General features: G+C 42.9%; 14 protein-coding genes and 1 pseudogene. 7 read left to right on the top strand and 8 right to left on the bottom strand.

The window, feature by feature from the left end:
- The first annotated feature begins 438 nt into the window (after positions 1–438).
- Both AOU00_RS19915 and AOU00_RS19910 read left to right on the top strand, forming a co-directional pair.
- Positions 439–966, top strand: coding sequence for a phosphatase PAP2 family protein (locus AOU00_RS19915; RefSeq protein WP_061829122.1), 528 nt, complete (start codon positions 439–441; stop codon positions 964–966).
- 79 nt (positions 967–1,045) lie between these two features.
- Positions 1,046–2,179 (top strand): MGDG synthase family glycosyltransferase, encoded by a 1,134-nt coding sequence (locus tag AOU00_RS19910; protein WP_420488442.1) that lies wholly within the window; start codon positions 1,046–1,048, stop codon positions 2,177–2,179.
- Between the two features lie 41 nt (positions 2,180–2,220).
- Here AOU00_RS19910 and trmB read toward each other — a convergent pair whose 3' ends face one another.
- Positions 2,221–2,934 carry a tRNA (guanosine(46)-N7)-methyltransferase TrmB gene (gene trmB / locus AOU00_RS19905; protein WP_013309374.1) on the bottom strand — a complete coding sequence of 238 codons (714 nt, stop codon included), beginning with the start codon at positions 2,932–2,934 and terminating at the stop codon, positions 2,221–2,223.
- Positions 2,935–3,038: 104 nt separating this feature from the next.
- Positions 3,039–3,236: a hypothetical protein gene (locus tag AOU00_RS19900; RefSeq protein ID WP_013309373.1), complete on the bottom strand. Its 198-nt coding sequence runs from the start codon at positions 3,234–3,236 to the stop codon at positions 3,039–3,041.
- A 306-nt stretch (positions 3,237–3,542) separates the two neighbouring features.
- Here AOU00_RS19900 and AOU00_RS19895 point away from each other — a divergent pair, with 306 nt between their 5' ends.
- The 4 genes from AOU00_RS19895 to AOU00_RS19880 all read left to right on the top strand — a co-directional run bounded on the left by AOU00_RS19895 (position 3,543) and on the right by AOU00_RS19880 (position 7,255).
- Positions 3,543–4,496: a tRNA modification radical SAM protein MnmL/YtqA gene (locus AOU00_RS19895; RefSeq protein WP_061829120.1), complete on the top strand. Its 954-nt coding sequence runs from the start codon at positions 3,543–3,545 to the stop codon at positions 4,494–4,496.
- Positions 4,497–5,078, top strand: a complete 582-nt coding sequence (locus AOU00_RS19890) for a tRNA 5-(aminomethyl)-2-thiouridylate-methyltransferase MnmM (RefSeq protein ID WP_069291467.1) — start codon at positions 4,497–4,499, stop codon at positions 5,076–5,078.
- 169 nt (positions 5,079–5,247) lie between these two features.
- Positions 5,248–6,222, top strand: coding sequence for a type I phosphomannose isomerase catalytic subunit (locus AOU00_RS19885; RefSeq protein ID WP_023987749.1), 975 nt, complete (start codon positions 5,248–5,250; stop codon positions 6,220–6,222).
- 25 nt (positions 6,223–6,247) lie between these two features.
- Entirely contained in the window at positions 6,248–7,255 is a 1,008-nt protein-coding gene (locus AOU00_RS19880; RefSeq protein ID WP_069291466.1) for an alpha/beta fold hydrolase, read from the top strand.
- A 96-nt stretch (positions 7,256–7,351) separates the two neighbouring features.
- Here AOU00_RS19880 and AOU00_RS19875 read toward each other — a convergent pair whose 3' ends face one another.
- From AOU00_RS19875 to AOU00_RS19865, 3 genes are all read right to left on the bottom strand, one after another.
- Positions 7,352–7,882 carry a YfiT family bacillithiol transferase gene (locus AOU00_RS19875; RefSeq protein ID WP_061829117.1) on the bottom strand — a complete coding sequence of 177 codons (531 nt, stop codon included), beginning with the start codon at positions 7,880–7,882 and terminating at the stop codon, positions 7,352–7,354.
- A 139-nt stretch (positions 7,883–8,021) separates the two neighbouring features.
- Positions 8,022–9,320, bottom strand: coding sequence for a 2-oxoglutarate dehydrogenase complex dihydrolipoyllysine-residue succinyltransferase (odhB, locus tag AOU00_RS19870; protein WP_069291465.1), 1,299 nt, complete (start codon positions 9,318–9,320; stop codon positions 8,022–8,024).
- A 5-nt stretch (positions 9,321–9,325) separates the two neighbouring features.
- Positions 9,326–12,217: a 2-oxoglutarate dehydrogenase E1 component gene (locus AOU00_RS19865; protein WP_069291464.1), complete on the bottom strand. Its 2,892-nt coding sequence runs from the start codon at positions 12,215–12,217 to the stop codon at positions 9,326–9,328.
- A 664-nt stretch (positions 12,218–12,881) separates the two neighbouring features.
- On the opposite strand from AOU00_RS19865, the gene AOU00_RS19860 reads away from it, so the two are divergent.
- The gene (locus tag AOU00_RS19860; RefSeq protein WP_069291463.1) at positions 12,882–14,153 is read left to right on the top strand and encodes an MFS transporter; all 1,272 of its coding nucleotides are present in this window, start codon (positions 12,882–12,884) and stop codon (positions 14,151–14,153) included.
- Positions 14,154–14,758: 605 nt separating this feature from the next.
- Here AOU00_RS19860 and AOU00_RS19855 read toward each other — a convergent pair.
- From AOU00_RS19855 to AOU00_RS19850, 3 genes and pseudogenes are all read right to left on the bottom strand, one after another.
- The gene (locus AOU00_RS19855) at positions 14,759–16,135 is read right to left on the bottom strand and encodes an AlbA family DNA-binding domain-containing protein (RefSeq protein ID WP_069291462.1); all 1,377 of its coding nucleotides are present in this window, start codon (positions 16,133–16,135) and stop codon (positions 14,759–14,761) included.
- Between the two features lie 530 nt (positions 16,136–16,665).
- Positions 16,666–16,886, bottom strand: a pseudogene (locus AOU00_RS27735) (hypothetical protein); the annotation flags it as partial.
- Between the two features lie 422 nt (positions 16,887–17,308).
- Entirely contained in the window at positions 17,309–18,175 is an 867-nt protein-coding gene (locus tag AOU00_RS19850; RefSeq protein WP_061829112.1) for a hypothetical protein, read from the bottom strand.
- Positions 18,176–18,631: the final 456 nt, after the last annotated feature.

The raw sequence follows: 18,631 nt of genomic DNA, 5'->3' as shown, positions 1-18,631 counted from the left end.
TACGATTTTCGTTGGTTTTCAATCTTTTGTCAAAGCCCTTAAAGCGGTCTCAGCAGCAAAAAAACACAACAAACTCCCGTTTGAACCGGGAATGCGGCGCTGGTCTTCTCATTGATGACGCTTAGGTCTTATTTTCATCCATTTGCTAACTTTTTATTTCTTTGGTCCCTCCTTTTTGTGGGCCAATTAGCAACCACTTCTAAACACTCTATCTTATTAGACGGATGAACGCAAAGAAAGTTATACAATTTGGCTTATATTCCATTAACATTTTTGTGTAGAATTGAACCAAGTAAGTTTGAATCTTTAGTGATTCTTGAAATGAACAGCGTTTAAAAATATGATGAGAGCAAGAGAATAATTACTTATGGTCTGATTATGTCAAAATGACTCAAAATATTTGCCGACTGACCTGAACCGGCAACCGGAGGAAACCAAATGCAACGTCTAGTCGTAAAACTTGTAAATCTGGAGCAGCAGTTGTTCAAATGGATCAACGGACGCTTACACAACCGTTTTTTGAACTTCTGGCTTTATTATCTCACACATTTAGGCGGGGCTACCTTTACTATAGCCTCCACACTCCTTATTTGGTGGCTCGCTCCGAATCCGTGGAAAGATACCGGTATGAAGGGAGCCATCGCTCTCGGGGTCAGTCACATCCCCGTAGCTATCGTTAAAAAGCTGTACCCGCGGATTCGCCCGTATTTGGCGCTACCAGGTACAAATACATTCCGCAACCCCTTGTCGGACCATTCTTTTCCCTCAGGGCACACGACCGCTATTTTTTCAGCTACCGTGCCTTTTATGCTACAGTCACCGATGCTAACATTGCTGCTGTTGCCTGTAGCGACAATTGTTGGTTTTTCTCGAATTTATCTGGGTCTTCACTACCCAACGGATGTACTCGCAGGAGCGGTCATCGGAACGTCTGCAGCAATAGGAACGGTTGCATTCTGGCCTTAAAGCCGATACGGTTGCATTCTGGCCTTAAAGCCGATATGGTATGATTGAGAACATCCCAGCAGGAACAGGTGAAATGAGAGTGGCTAAAAAACGAGTGTTATTATTATCGGAAGGTTTCGGTGCCGGACATACTCAAGCTGCCTACGCGCTCTCAAGCAGTTTGCGGAAGCTTTCTCCGAATGTGCAGACCAGAGTGCTGGAGCTGGGGAGTTTTTTGAATCCAAGAATGGCCCCGCTTATTATTACAGCATACAAGAAGACTGTTGCATCGCAGCCTCGTCTAGTCGGATTGGTTTACCGTCATCAGTACAAAAAATCATTAAACCGTCTTACAACGCTCGCTTTGCACCGTCTGTTCTACACGCAGACCCGAAACATTCTCCGGCAGCTTCGTCCCGATTTGGTGGTATGTACTCATCCCATCCCAAGCGCGGTAATTTCACGTTTGAAGCGCTTAGGCTTACATGTTCCGCTTTGTACTGTCATTACAGACTACGATGCACATGGAACATGGATTAGTCCCGAGGTTGACCGGTACTTTGTATCTACGCCTGAAGTCATGCGTAAGCTGCGCGCACGCGGAGTATCCGTCTCGAAAATCCAGGTGACCGGTATTCCCGTTCATCCCAATTTTTGGGAACATCCTGGGCATGATGAAATTAGAGAACAATTTGGACTTAAACCCATCCCGACCGTACTCGTTATGGGTGGCGGCTGGGGCCTTATGAATGACGAAGTCATACATCGTTCGCTTACTCAGTGGAGAGATAACATTCAATTTATTTTTTGTTTGGGGCATAATGATAAAATTCGTCGTAAAATGCAGTTGGATCCCAGGTTTAATCATCCAAATATTCATATCTTCGGATTTACACGGGAAATCGACAAATTAATGGAGGTATCGAATCTGCTCATCACCAAACCCGGCGGAATGACATGTACCGAGGGATTGGCCAAAGGGATTCCGATGCTGTTTCACAAACCTCTCCCTGGACAGGAGGAGGAAAATTGTCAATACTTTACGGCTCAAGGCTTCGGAGAACCGATTACTTCGCTGGATGTTGTCGTTAAATGGATGAACCGACTGCTACACGATTTTCCAGAAATCGTCCGCAAGCGACAGGAGCACGTCCATAATGTAGCGCGATATTATCCTCTTCAGAGCGCACAGAGTATTTTGGATATACTGGAACCGAACAGGGTGCTTTCCTAATAAGGAAGCACCCTGTCTTATTCTATCCATTTGATCTGTTTTTATTTCCCGTACTTTTCAAGGCGTGTTTTTCCGTACTCTTCCAAAGCATCTTTGCCGATCAGCACCTCGACTCGATGAATATTCATACCTTTGCCCATAAACTTTTGTTCATATTCCGTCATGACATGCTCCTCGTTAATCCCCTCACGATGAAGGTTTAACGAAATATTCGTCATCTGCAAACCACTATCGGCAAACGAATTCAGAGAAAACTCAAACAGTGTCTCCGAATCAGTCTTAAAATGAATTTGTCCTTTGCTGTTCAAAAGCTGACGGTACTTGTCCAAAAAACGCGGATGCGTCAAACGACGACGTGCATGTTTGGCTTTAGGCCAGGGATCACTAAAATTCAGATAAATGCGTTCAATCTCTCCTGGTTCAAAAACATTTTCGATCTGTTCAATGTTTGCCAGTGCCAATTTGATATTAGGCGGCGTATCAACCTCTGAATTACTCCAGGCCAGACGAGACTTTTCTGTTGCACGGCGAACCAGCTCATCATACATATCAAAGCCAATATAGTTAACCTCCGGATTCCGGAAGCTCATTTGGCTTATAAATTGCCCTTTACCCATACCGAACTCTACATGAATGGGACGATCATTACCAAAAAGCTGCTGCCATTTCCCCTTATACTGTGCTGGCTCCAAGATGACTAGGTCCTGCTGTTCTTCCAGACTTTCCCGAATTCCTTTTCTTCCGCGTAAACGCATGTTACTCCTCCATATACTCTGTTATCAAGGAAAAAGGAATTTCACCCCCGCTTGAAGATACGGAAATGAAATTCCTTTTTCAATATATTTGGATTGGGGTCCAACTAATTTAATTGTTCATAGTCTACCCCATCAGCAGGTGAAAAATCAATTGTCTTTTGGCAAGCCGCTCTGATTTTTTGACGTGCGGTCGTTCCAATCTGACGATCCTGCCCAAAACGGACACCAGTCAATGCCAACGCCTCATCAAAGGTTAACTCAACAGTAACTTTATCCATACGCGTCTTATCCTGCGCATTCATAAAAGATCACCTCACGGGTTATTTGTGATGGAACCGACGTGCACTTACCCTAAAACAGGCGATAGAAACAGCATAGCTGCCTCCCTGAAGAATAATCATTAGCAACGGATAACTTTTATCTTCAGGATCGAAAACAGTCCTTTTATTGTATGTCTGGTACCGCTTACAATATAACACATTGTGTAACCTTTTTCAATCCGCAACGCCATAAAATACGCACATTTTATTGACTTGTTCGGTCAAATGATTCCCAATGAAGACTGATTTTTGTTACAATGGGGTGATCGTAAAAAAAGGAGTACACCCATGAAAACAGATTTATTGCCTGCTCCTCTCCTGTGGGGAGATAAACGGTTCCATACTTGGAATTACGAAATGCGTGAGCAATTTCAAAATAAAGTGTTCAAAGTCATGCTGGATGCGGGTTTTACCTGTCCGAATCGCGATGGCTCCATCGCTAAAGGGGGTTGCACCTTTTGTAGCGCACGCGGATCGGGTGATTTTGCCGGACGTCGTCGTGATGATCTGGTTACCCAGTTCAATACGATTCGGGATCGGCAGCATCTAAAATGGCCAAACGCCAAATATATTGGCTATTTCCAAGCCTACACGAATACGTATGCCCCGGTTGAGGAACTGCGAGAATACTTCGAGGTTATTCTGGAGCAGCCCGGTGTTGTCGGTCTGTCCATCGCTACACGTCCTGATTGCCTGCCTGACGATGTAGTGGATTACCTTGCCGAGCTAAACGAACGCACGTACCTATGGGTCGAAATGGGTCTGCAAACTGTCCATGAATCGACCTCAGAGCTGATTAACCGCGCTCATGATACTCAATGCTATCTGGATGCGGTGGAAAAGCTGCGCAAGCGGAATATCCGCGTGTGCGCCCACATCATTTATGGTCTGCCCCAAGAGACGCATGAAATGATGCTAGATACGGGACGGGCGGTAGCCGCTATGGATGTGCAGGGCATCAAAATCCACCTGCTGCATCTCATGCGCAAAACGCCCATGGTCAAGCAATATGAAGCGGGATTGCTACGCTTTCTGGAAAAGGACGAATACGTTAAGCTGATAGTTGATACGCTGGAGTTTTTACCTCCCGAAATGATCGTTCATCGGTTAACCGGAGATGCCCCACGCGATTTGCTAATGGGACCCATGTGGTCGCTTAAAAAATGGGAAGTGCTTAATGCCATTGATCATGAACTGAAGTCACGTGAAACGTGGCAGGGAAAATACTGGAGGCAACCTTAAATGGGGTTCCTATCCGTCCTGAGCTACGCTCATCAATTGGTGGCTGCGCGGGTGCAGCCAGGCGATACTGCTATAGACGCCACCGTCGGCACAGGAGCAGACACGTTGTTTCTGGCAAAAGCTGCTGGCAAACGGGGCCGTGTCTATGGCTTCGACATCCAACAAGAAGCACTGCATTGCGCCCGTCGTCGACTGGAAGAAAACGCTTCTCCTTCATTAGCAGAAGTATCGCTACTGCTACAAGGTCATGAGCAAATGCAGGAGGCCGTTCCAGACATGCTGCATGGCAAAGTCGCTGCGGTCATGTTTAACCTGGGCTACTTGCCTTCCGAAGGCGCCGATCCTACTGTCATCACCCAAACAGACAGCACGCTCGTCGCACTTGATGCTGCCTTACAATTGCTGCGACCACGCGGCATTCTGACTGCCGTGTTATATCCAGGACACGCCGGAGGCAGTGAAGAAGCAGATGCCGTTCTTCAATGGGCTTCTGCTCTCCCGGTCTCCAGCGGTCAAAGCATTATTTATCGTCAATTACAACGAGCCGCTTCGCCTTACGTAGTGGCGGTTGAGAAGAAATAATGTTGGATTTTAAACTCAGGTTATGAGCGGCTTTTTAAGCCGCCTTACATATATTATTTTTTAAGCTCGTTTGGGTACTATTCATCCCAGTTCATTGCCCCAGCGGCACGTTATTCATTTCCTTATTCTGTTAGGTCGCACTCATTACTCAATATGGAGGAGAGAAATTATGCTAAAGCCATACCCGCTGCAATTTCAACCTGAGTTCAAAGAGAGAGTTTGGGGAGGACGGGCCTTAGAGCAATTTGGTCTAACCCCACCAGAAGGACATATCGGGGAAGGATGGATGATTGCCGATCATCCAAACGGAACAACAACGGTTATCAATGGTGAGCTGGCAGGCAAAGGACTGGATGAAATCCGCGAGACCTACGGGCAGGATTGGCTCGGGGCCAAGGGTGTATCGGAAAAAGGCGGACGATTCCCACTTTTGATCAAACTACTGGATTGTAATGATGACTTATCCGTTCAGGTACATCCGACAGATGATTACGCAGGACTTCCAGCCGGAGAATTAGGAAAAACTGAAATGTGGTACGTGCTTGATGCCAAGCCAGATGCCAAGATTATTTATGGTCTGACCGAAGGTGTAACCCGCGAGAGTCTGCGCACAGCTCTTGAAAGTGGGGATATCCTCGGCAGTTTGCGCCAGGTTCCAGTCGAAGCAGGCGATACGTTCTTCATCCCCGCCGGAACCGTACATGCACTGTGTGCAGGCGTTGTCGTTGCTGAAATCCAGCAAAATTCGGATACTACCTATCGCTTATATGACTACAATCGCCCCGGACTGGACGGCAAGCCTCGTGAGTTGCATATCGAGGATTCCCTCAATGTAACCTCCTACGAAGGTGCAGGCGCAACAACGATGAAAACGGACGGCTTACAGCCTGGTAAATGGCTCCAGTTGGCAGCCTGTGAGTATTTTGTTGTGGAAAAGGGTATCGTAGATGGAAGTTGGGCACTTTCTACAACGGAAGACAGCTTCACCATTCTCGTGATTTGTGAAGGCAGTGGGACCATAACATGGAACAATAATACCGAGTCTCTTTCCTGTAAAGCTGGAGATTGCTTCCTGTTGCCCGCTAACCTGAGCGGTTACACGCTGAATGACGGAATGACCGTACTTAGATCTTATCTTCCTTAATGCTTAAAGGATGTGATGTCTAATTATGCGGGAATACACCTTCACCATCGCTGAAAATGACGGAACAGAGCTTTTTGCCTACCGCTGGCTGCCTGATCAGAATTTGCCCATTAAGGGGATTGTTCAAATTTCGCATGGTATGTGCGAGACGTCCTATCGCTACATCCGACTGGCCGAAAAACTTACTGCTTGCGGTTATGGCGTGTATGCCAACGATCATATCGGTCACGGGCGCACGGCTGGTGATCCTGATAAGCTGGGTATGCCGGGAGCTAATGCGTTTAATCGAATGGCAGACGGCATGCTGGAGCTAGGCGAAATTGCGGCTAAGGAATTCCCTGATCAGTCTCGTTTTTTGCTGGGTCACAGCATGGGGTCCTTTTTAACCCAGAAAATTATGTATGATGATCGGCAAACGTATCACGGGTTTATTTTATCGGGAACCAACGGACGACGTGGTCTCCTAAAACTCGGAGAGCAAGTTGCTCTACTGCAAGCCAAACTGCAAGGAATGGATCATCGCAGCATGCTGCTCAACGCTATGGTCTTTGGTGGCTTTAACCGTGCCTTCCGTCCGGTGCGTACGGCGTTCGACTGGCTGTCCCGTGATCCTGAGGAAGTAGATCAATTCGTGCACGACCCATTATGTGGAGCTATATGTACGACAGGCTTTTTTCTGGATTTTTTCAGGCTATTACAAGAAATCCACTGGCCTTCCTCGCTGAAACACATCAATCCCAAACTGCCAGTTTATATTTTTGCCGGGGATCGTGATCCAGTGGGTTTGTTCGGTAAAGGTGTGTTGTCACTAGTGGAAATGTATCGAAGCTTAGAGCTTCAGGACATCGAATACCGCCTCTATCCTGACGGTCGCCATGAGATGCTTCATGAAACAAACCGCGACGAGGTGATGAGTGACATCGTGGACTGGCTCGACCGTCATGTTAACACAGGGGTGACCTCTGTTTCCGCATTGACTGGAGACTCCGAGGCACCTGGACATTCAACCTCGTCCAAGTCATCAACCTTGTGAGGAAATAAGAAAAGAAACCTTTAAAAACCACGATTAACGTGGGATTGAAGGTTTCTTTTTTATTCCCTTATATTCATTTGGATATAGTTTTAAAAATCACCATGCATTCCGTTCTCTCAGGGAAGTAATATGAGCTGTGTGATGCTTGCCATGCCAGGCATAGATGCCGATGTTTCGTTCCAGGCGGATCGTCTGGCCCGATTCAGGATGAATAAATGTTCGGTGTAGCTGATCCTCTCCCAACGATCGTAACACGGTCACCCACCGTTCATGCAGTCCTTCCAGCAATTGCAACGAAGGTTCCAGTGGAAGCTCCCTGGCGTCTGGTATTTCGGCCCAACGCCCCTCATCATATGGCTTGATCGTCGGCGTATCCTCCGTCAGTGCCAGCTTAAAACGGATATAGCTGTTCATATGGCTATCTGCCACATGATGAACTACCTGCCGAATCGTCCAGCCCCCTTCGCGATAAGGCGTATTGAGCTGCTGCTCATACAGTCCTTCGACCGCCTGACGCAGCTGTGCAGGCAATTCAGCAATGTCGTGAATCCATGCGATAAGCTGTTCTTTTGTAATGGTATCTGGAACAACGAATGATCCTATCGGATAGCGCAAGTCTTTGTCCAAAACAGTTCCCGCCCTTCTCTACATTTACTGCCTGTAATGTCAGTTGCCTTATGTTATAACTATGCAGGAAAAAAAGCAGACTCGCAAGAGTCTGCTTTTGTCATACACGTAAAGGGGAGATACACTTGCCCGATTTATTTTATCCTTCGAGTAACAATGATTCCGGATCTTCCAGCAATTCTTTGACCGTTACCAGGAAACGAACCGCCTCGCTACCATCAATAATCCGGTGATCGTAGGACAACGCGATATACATCATCGGACGATTTTCCATGCGTTCCTCGTCGATGGCAATCGGGCGAAGTTGGATCTTATGCATGCCCAAAATACCCACTTGCGGCGTATTGAGAATTGGCGTAGACAGCAGGGAGCCGAAAATACCTCCATTGGTTATAGTAAACGTTCCTCCTTGCAAGTCGGCCAGAGAAAGCGAATTGGAGCGTGCTTTGCCAGCCAAATCTGCAATACTTTTCTCGATCTCAGCAAAGCCAAGACGATCGGCATCCCGCACAACTGGCACGACCAAACCTTCCTTGGCAGATACAGCGATCCCGATATCATAGTATTTTTTCAGTACGATATCATCGCCATTAATCTCTGCATTCACGGTAGGGAAGCGCTTGAGTGCACCAACCACTGCCTTTGTAAAGAAGGACATAAAACCCAAGCCTACATCATGTTTTTCCTTAAACTTATCTTTACGGCGTTTACGCACATCGAGAATGGCGGTCATATCCACTTCATTAAAAGTGGTGAGCATGGCAGCTGTTTGCTGTGCTTCAACAAGACGCTTAGCGATCGTCGCTCTGCGCCGAGACATCCGCTGGCGTTCCACAGGCTTGCTGTACTCCGTTTGTGCTGGAGACGGAGGCGCAGGCTTGCTAGTAGCGGGAGACGCAGGTACAAATGCTGCACGTGACACTTCAGAGCTGTTATGCGTTTTTACGTCCTCCTGGAAAACACGTCCGAGCGGGTCCTTTCCCTGTACCTGCTCAAGATCAATCCCGCGCTCACGCGCCAACTTCCGGGCGGATGGTGATGCCGTCTGGCCATTCCCGTCGCCATTCGATGAAATAGGCGGTGCAGACTTTTCTTCAGCTTTACCGCCGCCTTCTACGGAAGACGGTGAAGTCGCTACGGACGGTGCTTCAGGCGCTTGAGTCGCTGCAACTTCTCCAGCACCGGTTGATTCCGCACCACCACTGCCGCTTCCGATCAAGCCAACAGCTTCACCGATGACCACAGTATCTCCCTCCTGACGAAGGATTTTCTGGACCACACCTGCTTCTTCCGCACTAATTTCCAGATTGACCTTATCGGTTTCCAGCTCCAGTAGAACATCTCCCTGTCCTACGGAATCCCCTTCCTTCACAAGCCATTTGGAAATTGTTCCTTCCGTGATGGATTCTCCCATTGCTGGCACTATAATATCGCTCACAGCCGCTACCTCCCAAGTGTAATATTGTTTTTGGAATCCTGCTTCAACGCCGATTGAATAATTCGCTGTTGTTCTAGGCTGTGTACTTGCTGATAACCGCTGGCCGGGCTTGAACGATCTGGTCTGCCTGCGTAACGAATTTCCGCTCCCTGTGGCACAACATTCCGCAGACGAGGTTCAATGTAACTCCAAGCCCCCATATTTTTAGGTTCTTCCTGAGCCCATACGAACTCCTTAACATGCGGGAAGCGACCGAAAATATTCCGAATTTCTTCTTCCGGGAAAGGGTATAGCTGCTCCACACGAATAATATGCAGACGCTCTTCTGCCTCATTCTTATCCTTTTCCAATGCTTCTTCGAGATCAATGGCAATCTTGCCACTGCACAGTACAATGCGCTCTACACGATCCGGACGTGCACCCAGACCAGGCTGTTCCAACACAGGACGGAACGCTCCTTCGCTGAATTCAGAAGCAGGCGAAGCGACACGATTATTACGAATCAGGCTCTTCGGCGACATCATCACAAGCGGGCGGGCTTCCTCACTTTCGCTTAATGCAGCCTGACGGCGCAGCAGATGGAAATACTGTGAGGCACTGCTCAAATTAGCGACAGTCCAGTTATTTTGTGCGGACAACTGGAGAAAACGCTCCAGACGTGCGCTTGTATGCTCTGGTCCTTGTCCTTCGCTACCATGCGGTAACAGCATCACTAGACTCGATTTCTGTCTCCATTTGGCACGGCCTGCGGAGATGAATTGGTCAAAAATAACCTGTGCACAGTTAGCAAAATCGCCGAATTGTGCTTCCCAAATCACTAACGTTTCAGGAGAATACACGTTATAGCCATATTCAAAGCCGAGGACAGATGCCTCAGACAATGGACTGTTATGAATACTGAATGAAGCACGTGCTTCCGGCAATGTATGCAACGGGCAATGTGTACGGCCTGTTTCAGGCTCATGCAGCACAAGGTTACGGTGAGCAAATGTAGCTCGCTCCGCATCCTGACCTGTCATACGAATAGGCTTGCCGTCTGCAAGAATGGTGGCCAAAGCCAGCGTCTCCGCCAAGCTCCAATCTACCTTTTCCCCTTCGTTCAGAGCGGTTTTTCTACGCTGTAAAATTCGATCCAGCTTCGGATATACATGAAAAGCCTGTGGCCATTTGAGTAAGTTTTCATTGATTTGGCGCAGCTTTTTCAATTCCACTGCAGTACGTACCATAGAATTCTGATTCTTTTTCGCCTTCACAGGACTCATTTCCGGCTCTTGTTCCGGTTGATTCTTCACATGCTCATGCGCTTCCTTCAGTCTGTTTTGGACCTTTTCAATGAGACCGGCACTAAACTCTTCATCCACAACCCCCTGCTTCATCAGCTTTTGAGCATATAATTTGCTCACCGTCGGATGATTCTTCACCTTACGATATACCAGCGGTTGTGTCGTTTCCGGGTCATCGGATTCATTGTGACCATAACGACGGTAACCAATCAGATCAATCAGAAAATCCTTCTTGAAACGATTGCGGTATTCGCCAGCCATACGAGCTGCTGCAATACAGGCTTCAGGATTATCCGCGTTCACATGTACAATTGGAATTTCATAGCCTTTAGCCAGATCACTGGCATAACGGGTCGAACGGGAATCGACACTTTCCGTTGTAAAACCCAGACGATTATTCACAATAATATGGACCGTGCCGCCATTACGGAAGCCACGCAAATTTGTGAAATTAAGTGATTCTGCCACGATACCTTCACCTGGGAAAGCCGCATCACCATGCATAATAATTGTAGCTGCCTTGCTCACATCCAGCTTCGGATAACCAGCCTCACTGCGGTCTTCCTGTGCAGCTCGTGAAAATCCTTGTACTACCGGATTTACATATTCCAGGTGACTCGGGTTATTCGCCAATGTCAGACGGGCTTGCACTGCTCCCCCATCTTTTACAAAACGATCAGCACCCAGATGATATTTCACATCTCCAGTCCAGCCGTAGTTAATTCCCGTGGAACCTTCCGATGGGATCAAATCCTTATTCGGCGAATGATGAAATTCAGAGAAAATTTTACTGTAAGGCTTGCCCAGCACATGAGCCAGTACATTCAAACGGCCGCGATGCGCCATACCCATCAGGACATGACTTGCTCCTGCATTTGTCGTTAGACGAATAATCTCGTCGAGAACAGGGACAAGCACATCATTACCCTCGATGGAAAAACGTTTCTGTCCGACGAATGTTTTATGCAAAAACTCTTCGAACTGTTCTACTTCTACCAATCTGCCTAGCAACGACTTGCGTTCCTGTGTTGTAAGTGGCTTGGAGGACCAGCCAGATTCTGCATAGCTGTTCAGCCAGCGGCGTTCCTCCTCGTTGTGAATATGACTAAATTCATAGGCAATCGGTCCTGTGTATGCTACACGTAACCGTTGAATGGCTTCCCATCCGTTAAGTGTTCCCGCAGGAGCGTTATCCCATATTAAAGAGGCTGGAAAAGCCTTCAAGTCTTGTTCAGTTAAACCGTAAGATGCTGGATTAAGCAAGCGTGTATCCTGCTCTGCATCCAGTCCCAGCGGATCAATCTGGGCGGCTAAATGTCCATATTCACGGATATTCCACACCATTTTCCCCGCTGTAACCGCTTTCTGTAATGTGTTTGAATCAAGGTGCCCCAAAGCACTTGTGGGGGGGCCTTGCAATTTGTTGTCTATCATGGAAGCAGCCGAATATTCGGATTGTGGCGGCTCACCCCATTGATCAAACAGCTCGCGGTAAGCCGGATCAACCGTTCCGGGGTCCGCTACATACTTTTCATACTGGTCCTGCACATAACCTAGATTAGGTCCATAATACGACTGCCAAGGTACCTGTCTGCTGCTCTCTTCCATTGTCATCTCGTTCCCTCCGTCAAATTTTGAAATTCATAGCTGGACGGAAATCATTTTCATTTTTTTATTAAGTCTTCAATTTAAGTTGTTCACAATATGCTCACATTATATGAAATCCTTCATCAAAAGTCGAATTTCACAATTCTTATTCCTCTTCCATTGTATAAAGTTTTCTAGCTATGAGCATTTCCTTTTTCTCAACATATCCATGCGTAAATGAGATGAATCGGGCTATTCTGTAATTCTCCCTCCCATTATAGACAATTACCGTATGGATTATTTCAGATAACATATCGGACAATTAAAACAAGCCATTCCACAAAAAGAAGAAGAGCTTTGACTGGTATAAAAAAGTAATTGCCACAAATGGCGAGGATTTAGCTTAATTAACATTGGAGACTGACACCCATTTGTAAGTCAGGAATCAAACACCTGGTTACTTAAGTTTATATTGCTCCTCATACTACGCCAAACCATTTTGAAAACAACTCCCCAGTCCACCCCACTATGATTATCGTTAACAGCAGAATTTAAAAGGCAGAGGGTCTGATACGATGCAAATTCAAACTTAAAGTGACATTAAAGTCACTTTTCTGTACAATATTCCTACTTTTCACTATTATTTTAATAGGCATCTAAAAACCGCTTTGAAAGCGAAAGGGATGGAACTGTGACTGGATTAAAACAAGTACTCAGAAACAAGAATTATGTCAGGTTTTTTCTGGCAACCTTCGCCTCACAAATGGGAGGAATTATCGGGGTTACTGCATTCATGTTTTATTTGTTGAAACGGTTTACAAATCAGCCATACTATGCAACGCTTGCCGAGTTAATGTATTCGCTCCCGATGCTGGTAGTGTTTCTCGTGGTTGGAGTGCTGGCAGATCGGATGGACAGACAAAAAATTGCTGTTAATTGTGACTGGATCAGCGCTTTTTTATCCTTATGTTTGCTTATTTTTATTTGGATCGATTCGATTCCTTTGATATTTGCCCTCCTCTTCATTCGTAGTGCTGCCTCCAAATTTTTCTTCCCAGCCGAAAGTGCCATTATACAGGGAATATTAAGCGAAGATGATTACACTATTGCCGCAGGCCTCAATCAAATGATGGGGAGTCTTTTCATGTTATTTGGAGGAACTCTGGGGGCCGTCGTTTACTGGCACTTTGGAATTACTGGAGCCATCCTAATTGATGCTATTTCTTTTATTGTGTCTGCACTGCTTATTCGTTCCTGCAAAATTCCAAAGGAAGTACGCCTTCCGAACGGGGCACATCAATTCAAACAATTAAAATTCAAACTTGTCATGATCGATTTTAAACAAGGGTTTCTTTACATATTACGCAACAGACTATTGCTTTGGTTGGTTTCAGGCTTTTTTATGTTCGGTATTTTAAATGGTGGTTTTAGCGTTTTACCGATGTTTATTCTTAAATATAAGCTAGCTCCAGGCAACTATGAGCAGTATATGGTTTGGACAGGTATTATTTTTGGAGCTGGTGTGTTGCTTGGTACCCTAATCGCTTCTCTCATCTCCGCCAAGCTAAAGCTACACCAAATGATTGCAGCGGGAGTTCTGGTAGCCGGAATAGGTATGTGCATACTAGGATTTGTTAACCACATCTACGCTTTTCTGATTATCAATTTTGTCATTGCACTGATACTTCCGTTCATTAACATTGGCATAGGAGGATGGCTTCCTCGTATTGTAGATCCTCAAATGATGGGACGTGTGCAAGGTTTGATTAATCCGTTAATGATGCTGTCCCAATCTCTCACATTAGGTTTCATTGCTATAAGCTTTCCTTCATTTATTTCAATTGAGTTCTTGTTTTTATTAGTTGGGGTCTGTACCGTTATTGTAGGAATATACTACACTATTGTGCTTCCCCGTTATGCTGATTACAGCACTTCTTCCAAGACCCTTCAGGAATCTTTATAGTTAAATTAAAAAAGTCAAACAGCAGACCATTCCGCCAGCGATTGTTGAGTTGCCACTTCTGCCTCCGAATCCAGTGCAGAGGTGGCTTCATTAAAGGATTTAAATTGGTGAACAAGGCTCCAAACCAAAAAAATGCCCGCCCGACGCATTAGCTGCATCAGCAGGACATTTTGATTGAAATCAGAGTAGCGGGATTCGAACCCACGACCTCACCCACCCCAAGGGTGCGCGCTACCTCGATTGACAATTTCTCCAGAAACAATACTTAGCTCATATATTCAAACACACAAACCACTACCTAAATCTTATCGTTATTGTTAATTGTAGAGTGGTCAGTTTGACTTGTAAAGTAGTCACAAGTTTTTTCTTGGAGTGTGGTCGAGTCAAAGAGAATTGACATATTTGAAATATAGTTGCTTAAACCATGGTTAAATAGAGATAATCAATCAATAGACTGTCATACCATATACGATACGTTTATATTATTAACTTCGTTGATATCGTCACAGATACCTACAATGTAGGAATATAGAGAAGCTTACTATATTTTTGTTTATCTTGGAGCAGGTAAACTGAAATTTCAAGATCTAGTAACCAATTTCTAATTAATCATCCAACGATCGTTCACTACTAAAAATCACTCTCATATTCTGCTTATCATAATCTCTATAACGTATCAATTGATTCTGTACTTCATATATAAAATTATACTCAATACATAGTTTATCATCTGTTATTTGAATTTTTTTAATCAATTCTGAAATGAATTTACACACATATTCAGTGTCGCTAGTTGTTAAATGAGTCAGGATTTTTTCATTTAAAAATCTTTCGTTCTCGTCAGGTGTTTTTTCTAATTCCTTATAGTATTGAACTTTTAGATGCTCTTTAAATGTATCGTACACAGATAGATCGACATATCCCAAAAACTTTTCATATTTTTCATAGAGAATCACATTTCGATCGGTTAACCTACTCCATTCATCTACTTGAGGTTTTAAATCCTCTCTTTCAGAATATAGCCATTTTTTAAAAAATGAGAACTCTTTTGCTGTATCATAAAATATTTCTTGTACTGCTTTACCAAAACCATAATCATACAATCCTAATTTGTCTTCGCTTTTCTCTAAAATAACATATGTAATCAAAGGATTCTGTATGAAAGGTCTGTTCGTCAAAATTGTAGACTGAAAAAAGTAATCATGAGGTAAATCAAAAATTTCAACAGCACGCAATAGATGCTCTAATTTAGGAAATCTCTTACCCTCAAAATAATCATCAATAGCATTCAACTCAAAACCCAATAAAATTCCAATCTCATATTTAGTGTACTTACTTTGATAAAAGTGAAATATAGTATTCATCTTATCTGCAAAAGTATCTGCACTAAATTTAAAATCACCTCTAAGAAAGTCGTCTTCACTTTTAAAGAATGAATACTCTGACTTTTTACGTTCAATTAGATTAATATCTTCTCTTTTTAATTCATATTTACCTATCTGACTTATTTTATAGATAAGATTATTTAAATCATCTTTATTTGCCTTAATTGAACTAGCGTTTCTACGATAATAGATTGTATTTTCACTGACTATGGCCTTTCCTTTATCATTATTCAAGTTTACTGGGGATACCAATACCTTTTCAGAATCGTACACATACAATAAACCCACTGCTATCTCTGAGTCTGTATGAATACGATAATAATTTAAATCAAACATAATTTGTTCACCAGTTATATCTAATATTTTTTGGCCTAAGGATGTCGGGTCAATCATTTTATCCACCCCTATTATTCTTGAATCATCATCCACACCTAAAACTAACCAGCCACCACCACTATTTGCAAAAGCTAATATGTCCTTTAAGATATTTGCAAAAGAATTATTGGGATTTAAGTGAATATCTCTTTTATAATCCCATTTATTATTCTCTGTTCCCTTTTGCACTAAATCATAAAATTTATCTAAAGAATTATACATATAAATCCTCCTCTTTTCTCTTAACACGATTATCAAACATTTCTATTTTAATTAAATCCTTTAATCGATTAATGAATATATCTCTATTCTAATCTCAAACTCTATTTCATTCTTTTCTTTATATTAGTTAGACTCTCTTTTAATGCTTATTAAAAATCAATTTGTTTACTCGATTCATTAATTTTAGGATTTTTTATGACAGTCTTTATTATGAAAATAGCTTCCCATCTAAAAATAACGCTCTTAACGTGCGCTCTTTGTGTCACTCACTATGGCATTGAACTTTCCTGCTAAGGGACACATCTTTTTATATTAAGTCCTTTCCGTGGACACTTGGACATTCAGCTATATATCATCAATCGACTCTATCTCAAACTCTGACCCTATATAGTCCTTCCAACGCTTCCATCTTCATACGTAGGTCTACGTCCAAGAGTCTCTTGGTTCCTCTTAAAATCACGAATCAATTCAGTCGTTCTACGCATAAAAAAGACCTCCCTTTTATCATGAAGAACATGAATAAAGGAAAGTCACAGTTCTGAAACACTGAATACAACTACGTTGAGAATGTTTATATACTTACCATATTCCCACTCAATTGTTACATGTAGTTTGGATGTTACGTCATACACGATATGGTTCATTGTCCACTTCATTAGAGATCTACATACACATCCCAAGGGATACGTGCCCAGTCGGCAGTCATACCGTCGATGGAAGTAACAGCACGAATACCTACAGTGTAGGAATACATGAGAACTTTTGAATGTAATTACTGGTCAATTATCCAGTTGTTTTGTACATCAATTGTAGCGGGCAGATTAAGCATTTTCAAGTATAAAAAGCTAAAAGAGGAGGCCTAAAAAAATTTATGACATCCTCTTTAAGTTTATAGTGAGAATTAAATTAGGAAGAAAACTACCAACACATCTTACTCACTAACGATTTTCAATAATGACATTAATTGAAAAATACCATCCCTTATTTGAATAGGATTATAGCACTTTTTTGTCGAACTGTTACACAGTCAGAGTTTATGTTCAATTTGGTGAGTGAGTAAATATATAAAAACAAACTTTTATTTCAAAACGCACTTACCATATTGTAAAAGATTGAAACATACACACTATAGAAATATATGTTATCTCGCTTTATTATTAAACCACACTAAAATCAACTATTTATAAAGACACCCAATGGAACCCTATTTACCCTTAAATCTTTTTCTCTCAGCACTAAAATTCCTAAACTATCATTCCTAAACACTACCTCTCCGACACAACTAATCTGAATCTCTCTACCTAAAGTCAATAATTCATTTAGCATCAACAAATAATTGTCAATGTTTACTGGAGAGTTATCAAAAAAAACTTCTTCTAAGTACAAGTAAAGTCTCATTCTTCTATTCTTGTCACTTAGTAATAAAAGAGACCGCTTTTCATAATTGTGTACTTCAACTAATTGACCTATAGTTCCTTGAGTTTGTCCGATATCTTCATTTGACAAGTCTAATAATGAATATCTTCTACGCACAGGTGGATTCCTTTCTCCCTCCAATAATACCTCACCACTTGCTGATGTAGTAGCATTGTTTACATAGACTTCATCGTACTCATTTTCAGTTGAATTATTATCTACTCTAATATTTCTACGCCGTCTTGCATATTCTCTTTGATGAGCTAATCTTAATTCACGTTCTTCATCAGTTTCATTATATGCATCATAAAGTCCACGGAGTATATTCGCAACATGATCATCTCTTAAAATTGAACTACTGGTTCCAGCAATTCTTCTTGAACGTCCATTTAAACTTGTATCAGCAAAATATCTACAACTTTCAATATGACTTTCGCCAGCTCGTTTCTTCAAATATTCACTATACTTACCTCTTGGAATATATTGCAAAGGGCAGTTACAACTATTGGAACTGCAAAATAAATTTTCTTTTAACACTTCATAATCTTCATTTGAGGAAATATCCTCCAAATCAATCAAACCCTCATTACCCTCATATCTAAAAATAGCGTTTAGGATTGACATAATTACCTATCACCTCTTTAATTTTTCTATTAGGTCAGGTGAAAGATACTTAATCACAGCTTCTTTCAATTAGTATCATCCTTTTTTTGAAGGGAAAATCCACTAGGTCTTATGTAACAATATAGCTGTTATTCACACTAATCACACAAAAAGTCTTGATTAACAGGAAAATATCTGATATTATCTGTTTTGTAGATCACAGATTAATACTTAGCTAATTCAACATAAATAAATGGTGTTACAGCACCATTCGCAGTGACTAATCCAATTTGTGGAATTGAATATTTTTCATTGACCTTGATTACAATATATCATGGTCTATTTATGTTGTCAATTTCTTCTTATCTGCACCTCTCAGGTCAACAGAAATGACCTTTTTAGCGTTCCTAAAACAAACTCTGCACAAATTAGTTACCTTTGGAACGACATGTCTTAGAAACGATTTTAGAGCTTCTC

This window comes from Paenibacillus polymyxa (genome assembly GCF_001719045.1).
GTDB classification, from domain to species: domain Bacteria; phylum Bacillota; class Bacilli; order Paenibacillales; family Paenibacillaceae; genus Paenibacillus; species Paenibacillus polymyxa_B.
This window is presented reverse-complemented; position numbering and strand designations above follow the sequence as displayed.